The following is a 2788-nucleotide window of genomic DNA, read 5'->3' as shown; positions in this document are numbered from 1 at the left end:
GGGGGGGAAGCAGACGGGTGGCTTTCGGGTAAAATTTCTTCGGAATCGGACGTCTCCGCCAATCTCGGGGGAGTTCAGACCCTATTCAGCTGTCTTCGTTCCTACCCGGGATTTGTCAGATAGAGGGGTCACTCGCTACGCGCAGGTTGCGGATTTTCCTTGCAGCCCCCAGTGACAAACTTCCCCTCGTTGTTGAATAAGAAAGAGTATTTGTTTGAGCTAAGTAATTCTAGGGCTTCTTCGCGGGTGTGATGCATTGTTGTTTGACAAAAATTCTCCAACATGTAGCGCTTGATGTGACCTATTAAGTTATTGTTTTTAGGGAAAAACTCGGCCTCACCTTCTGGATGGAAAGCTATAATTTCAAGATTATCACCATCAGTGTTCGACATTCTGGTACCGAAGCTGGGAGAAGTTTTTAGGTGAATATTTGCCGCCGCCAGTTCTGCGGCCAGCTCGCGAGCTTGTGCCGAATTCATCACGCCCGTTATTTTTGACAAAACGGGCTCAATAGCCTCCAAGGAAATACCAGAATCGTCAAAGACAGTGTATATAGCAATATTTTTGACTCGAATGAACAAGGTGTAAGCATTAGTTATAGTAGAAACATCAAAAGATTTATCTTCGGAACTATTACCAACTTCTAAGAATAAAATTGATCCATGGACATACTTGCCAATTTTTGCGCCCGTATAATGAGCGCGTATGAGACAATGCATGTGATGAAATGTTGACCAATCATAGCGATCTGATATGTAAGATCGTCCAAGACGGATATCAGGGTTTTCTAAAAGAGTTTTGTCTTTAAGGTGTAGTTTAACAAAGAGAAGCGCCATCCACAAAAACAGGCGCTCGGTCCCCTCGCGTTCGACAAACGCGCGCAGACCCGAAAATCCCTGCCCTAATGCTTTACTGATCGGTTTTTCAAAATGCTCCGCAAGGAGCGTGTTACATTCACTGCAACATGGAATGGTATATCTTCCATATTGATGCAGCCTACCGTTTGGAAGTCGAATATCTCCTGAGTGAATATTTACGAGCCTCAACATCCAATTTGGTATTATATGCTCTTTATTGAATGAGACTCCTTCAGGATGTCGTCCGCATATAAAACAATGATTGCCCTCACATATATCAGAAACGAATTTTTCTATGCTACAAAATAGCAGGCGACCGCTTTTATCGTAGATCGAATTGTCGATTGTGATTGGCATAATGAGATTATGCCGAAGAGATCTCATTATTTCAACCAGGTGAGGTCCAGTAACGTTTTCCCCTACTCGTTTGGTGTGCTTTTTGCCGTCGCAAGCTGACCCGCTCCGAAACTGACGGAAGCCAGCGTTCGTGCGTCGAAAGTTCAAGTCTGTTTTCCGGAAACGTATATTGATGCAGTAGCGTCCGACATGACGGGCATTTCCTGCTATTTATATGGTGAAGTGTAAAATACAGGGAAAAAATAATCACCGTTGCTATACACTTTACAATTCCTCTGGAGGAAGGACAATCATAAACGTTACAAGGCGAGTCAGGACAATATGCTGACTACCTGGATGACGCATTTGAAACTGAGGCTTAAAACATGGCCGCTCGTGACAACTTTTCAGTATCCGTCCGGAACGCTCTTGCGTTAAGGGCAGCTTACAAATGTTCGATCTGCAATCAGGCCACGGTGGGGCCGAGTGACGAGGCGCCAGCCGCGATCTCCAATATAGGAACTGCGGCACACATCTGCGCCGCAGCACCAGGCGGTCCGCGCTATGATTCCAAAATGACCCCGGATCAGCGTGCGAGCATCGACAACGGCATATGGCTTTGCGCTAACCACGGACGCCTCGTGGATACCGACGTCTTTACATACACGGTGGAGGTTTTGCAGCACTACAAGGCGGACCACTATTCTCGGTGTAAGCAGGCTCTAACCGGCGCTGCTGGAGAGCAGAACGTCAAACACCTAATTGCATTCGGGCCGGAAATCGTTGCAGTGGGGGAAATCAACTACGCTCAAGACGAGCAATGGCACTTTGAGATCGAGCATTTCGTAATCGGCGACTTTTCCGACCTGGTCCGTTTGGCCGGCAATCTGAGATCGATACCGGAGTATGATCGATATGTGCTGGTAAACAATCTGGGGGAAGGCCGCTCGATAGGGRGTCTTTCGGTGCGACGAGAAGGAACCCTAGTACTCGTTGAGTGCCAGGTGGCACCGAACGCCCCCCGCACTCCCGCCGCAAGTCTTCCCAGTGACTTCGCTCTTTCAGCCAATAACGACCTCATGCTCGATGGTGGAGACATCGCCGTGGTGAGTGGCATAGCGGCCCTCCCACAAAAGCTTATGACGTGCTTGTCGATGCGCCGCGGCGAGAGCCCTTTCTTTCAAGACTTTGGCTCTCGTCTGTCCGAATACTGGGTAAACTACATGGGCTCTCCTTGGTTAGAGGAGCTGCTCAAGCTTGATATCGTGAGGTTGGCTTCGATCCCTTATTCTAGTCCTATCTCGAATGAATCCTATACGCCACTCATGTGCGTCGAACGTGTGTTTCGGGTCGCGATATTGGGAGATCTCGTCGAACGTCGAATACTGGTACATCTCGAGCTTGAAATAGCTGGATTAGGACATTGGTCGCATAATTTAGCCGTGCATATAGGCTGATTAAGGCTTAGGGCACGGATTATTAGCGAACGACGGTATACAGTGTCAGCCTTGCGAAACCTGCCTCACTGCAGTCGCCTCAGTTACAAATGTCTGCTTTGTGGAAAGTGACCTGTCATCCCCGTATGTCTCGGATGA

The 2788-nt window shown here is 48.1% G+C and carries 2 protein-coding genes; one reads left to right on the top strand and one right to left on the bottom strand.

What is annotated here, in order from left to right; all coding sequences use genetic code 11:
• Nucleotides 1-128: 128 nt before the first annotated feature.
• The gene (locus tag KP699_RS16115) at nucleotides 129-1214 is read right to left on the bottom strand and encodes a hypothetical protein (protein WP_215763332.1); all 1086 of its coding nucleotides are present in this window, start codon (nucleotides 1212-1214) and stop codon (nucleotides 129-131) included.
• 365 nt (nucleotides 1215-1579) lie between these two features.
• Between KP699_RS16115 and KP699_RS16110 the strand changes: the two genes are divergently transcribed.
• The gene (locus KP699_RS16110; protein WP_215763331.1) at nucleotides 1580-2650 is read left to right on the top strand and encodes a hypothetical protein; all 1071 of its coding nucleotides are present in this window, start codon (nucleotides 1580-1582) and stop codon (nucleotides 2648-2650) included.
• Nucleotides 2651-2788: the final 138 nt, after the last annotated feature.

Source organism: Acetobacter sp. P1H12_c (assembly GCF_018811975.1).
Taxonomy (GTDB): Bacteria; Pseudomonadota; Alphaproteobacteria; order Acetobacterales; family Acetobacteraceae; genus Acetobacter; species Acetobacter persici.
Note: the sequence above shows the minus strand (reverse complement) of the source record. Positions and strands in the feature narration are given on the sequence as shown.

What these genes read in the sequence shown, in the direction of transcription:
- KP699_RS16115 (WP_215763332.1), bottom strand. Translation starts at nt 1,214, where the DNA reads ATGCCAATCACAATCGACAATTCGATCTACGATAAAAGCGGTCGCCTG.